General features: G+C 59.9%; 3 protein-coding genes. All 3 read left to right on the top strand.

Going from position 1 to position 3,028, the window contains the following annotated elements:
• The coding region (gene feoB / locus ADK28_RS29135; protein ID WP_048797463.1) for a Fe(2+) transporter permease subunit FeoB at positions 1–1,607 on the top strand (1,607 nt) is incomplete at its 5' end.
• Positions 1,607–1,846 (top strand): FeoC-like transcriptional regulator, encoded by a 240-nt coding sequence (locus ADK28_RS29130; protein WP_048797462.1) that lies wholly within the window; start codon positions 1,607–1,609, stop codon positions 1,844–1,846. The genes feoB and ADK28_RS29130, both read left to right, overlap by 1 nt.
• A 611-nt stretch (positions 1,847–2,457) precedes the next feature.
• Positions 2,458–2,829: a YcgJ family protein gene (locus ADK28_RS29125; protein WP_239686301.1), complete on the top strand. Its 372-nt coding sequence runs from the start codon at positions 2,458–2,460 to the stop codon at positions 2,827–2,829.
• Positions 2,830–3,028 lie beyond the last annotated feature (199 nt).

Below are 3,028 nucleotides of genomic sequence, written 5' to 3'. Positions count from 1 at the left end.
AGCAAGAAGACCCGGCGCTGGTGATCGCCGACGCACGCTACCAGTCTATCGCCGCCCTGTGCGACGCGGTCAGCAACGCGCAGCAGGCAATGCCCAACCGCCTGACCGATATGCTGGATAAAGTGATCCTCAACCGCTGGCTGGGCGTGCCGATCTTCCTGCTGGTGATGTACCTGATGTTCCTGCTGGCGATCAACATCGGCGGCGCGCTGCAGCCGATCTTCGATATCGGCTCGGCGGCGATCTTTATTCAGGGCATTCAGTGGCTCGGCTACACCCTGCACTTCCCCGACTGGCTGGCCGTCTTCCTGGCGCAGGGCGTCGGCGGCGGCATCAACACCGTGCTGCCGCTGGTGCCGCAGATCGGCATGATGTACCTGTTCCTGTCGTTCCTGGAAGACTCTGGCTACATGGCGCGCGCGGCGTTCGTGATGGACCGCCTGATGCAGGCGCTCGGGCTGCCGGGCAAATCCTTCGTGCCCCTGATCGTCGGCTTCGGCTGCAATGTGCCGTCCATCATGGGCGCCCGGACGCTGGATGCCCAGCGCGAGCGCCTGATCACCATCATGATGGCGCCGTTCATGTCGTGCGGCGCCCGTCTGGCGATCTTTGCGGTGTTCGCCGCCGCCTTCTTCGGCCAGGACGGCGCCGGGGTGGTATTCTCGCTGTATATGCTCGGCATTGCGGTGGCGATCCTCACCGGTCTGGTGCTCAAATACACCCTCATGCGCGGCGAAGCCTCGCCGTTCGTGATGGAGCTGCCGGTCTACCATGTGCCGCACCTGAAAAGCCTGCTGCTGCAAACCTGGCAGCGCTTGAAAGGCTTCGTGCTGCGCGCCGGCAAGGTGATCGTGGTCGCCAGCATGTTCATCGGCGGCCTGAACAGCTTCTCGTTCAGCGGTAAACCGGTCGACAACATCAACGACTCCGCGCTGGCCTCGGTCTCCAGGGTGCTGACGCCGCTGCTGCAGCCGATGGGCGTCCACAGCGATAACTGGCAGGCCACCGTCGGGCTGGTGACCGGCGCGATGGCGAAAGAAGTGGTGGTCGGCACGCTGAACACGCTGTACACCGCCGAGCACATCAACAAAGAGGCGTTCGACGCCGCCAACTTCAACCTGCTCGATGAGCTGGGCGACGCGCTGCAGAAAACCTGGGACGGGCTGAAAAACACCTTCAGCCTGAGCGTGCTCTCCAACCCGATCGAAGCCAGCAAGGGCGACGGCGAGATGGGCGTCGGCGCGATGGGCGTGATGAGCAGCAAATTCGGCACCGGGATTTCCGCCTACAGCTACCTGATCTTCGTGTTGCTGTACGTGCCTTGCGTCTCGGTGATGGGCGCCATCGCCCGTGAATCGAGCCGCGGCTGGATGACCTTCTCCATCCTGTGGGGGCTGAACGTCGCCTACTCGTTGGCGACGCTGTTCTATCAGGTGGCCACCTTCAGCCAACACCCGCAGTACAGCCTGACGGCGATCCTGGTGGTGGTGCTGGTGAATCTGCTGGTGCTGTTCGGCCTGCGCCGGGCGCGCAGCCGCGTGACGATGCGTCTGGGCGATGCCCCGCCGGCGTCCTGCTGTCAGGGTGCCAATGGGAACTGCCACTGATGGCTAGCCTGTTGCAGATGATCGACGCACTGGCGCTACGCGGCAGCGCCCAGGCGCAACAGCTCAGCCAATCGCTGGCGACGCCGCTGCCGCTGGTGCAGGCGATGCTGGACCGTTTGACGGCGATGGGGAAAGTGGAACGCATCGAACAGGAGGACGGCACCTGTCTGAGCGGCCGTTGCAAAAGCTGCCCGCAGGGCCGGGAGCACAGGACGGTGATGTATCGACTTAACACATGAATAACGAGCCCAATCAGCAGGGGCCCCCTTAACTGGCAGAGGTTATATCGGGCGATACGCTGTCAGTCAGAACGTTATTGATTGATTGATTGATTGATTGATTGCCTGCCAGGCCAGAGAGGGTGACCGAACCTTGGATCACTCATGCCGGTGTCTGGATATAGGGCTCCAGACACCGGCATTCCCTGGATATTAACCTCATGGGGCTATTTATTGTCGTACAACCACATCGTCACCCGGCAGCGCTGGGTGCGGCAGTACGCAGATTGGGGTATACCCGAAACGGCGTTAAAGATTTGCGTTGACGACAGGCAGGTGCCGCGTTGACCGTTGATTTTGTGAATGACGGGAACATCAGCAGTGTACCAGTGCCGTTTACTCAATGTGCGTTGACAGCGGAACAGCAAAATGATGCATTAGCGCTGTTCAGTATGGGACATAGACGTTTCGGGATTGCTTAAAAGGGATGACGGGGTGCGGCGGCAAAATGATATTGAAGCTGAACGCCGTCGCCCGCGGAAGGGGCCGGCTTGTCGTACAGTATGTTTGTCCCTGGGCGTCACTGACAGATAACACCCAGTCCATTGAGAGTAAGGTAACCGAATGAAAAAATGGGAAAATCCAGAAAGATGAAAAGATATCTGATCATTGTGCTATTGGTGGTACTGAGCCCGTCGACGTTTGCGAAACCGGCGCCGGCCCTGAAAAATCCGACCCAGGGTGTGCTATGTGACCAATATTTCTGTGCAAACCGAAACGGGATTTCCGATAGTCTGACGTTGACATACCTGGGTGAAAAGCGTGCCAAGGCCCTCGCGTCACAAGGGGCGTTTGATAAAAGTGCTTTCACCTTCAGTAACGGAGTATTCTGTGACGTGAAAGAAAAGCTGTGCCATGTCGATCGCTATTTCAGCGACGGTAAGCGCAGCCCTGTCGCTGAAAAGGAAACACGGCTGTTGTTTTCTGGTGGGGACAGTCAGTAGCTGTTAGCGGCTGACCGGACTGTGTATGCCCCGTCGTTTCTGACACCCCCCTTTTTTATGCCTGGCCGGCAGCATACCTGGCCGCCACATCCCGCCGGCCCGGGTCCCGGGTCACGGTGGGACGGTGTCAGTACCTCAGTAAAACCCCCACAGCACCGTGCCCCGGCAGGCGCAGCCGGCCAGGCACAGCAGCCAGAAC

The sequence above is a fragment of the Serratia sp. 506_PEND genome (assembly GCF_001076875.1).
In the GTDB taxonomy this organism is placed as follows: Bacteria; Pseudomonadota; Gammaproteobacteria; order Enterobacterales; family Enterobacteriaceae; genus Serratia; species Serratia marcescens.
The sequence above is the reverse complement of the archived record's forward strand: the minus strand, read 5'-3'. Positions and strand labels throughout refer to the sequence as shown.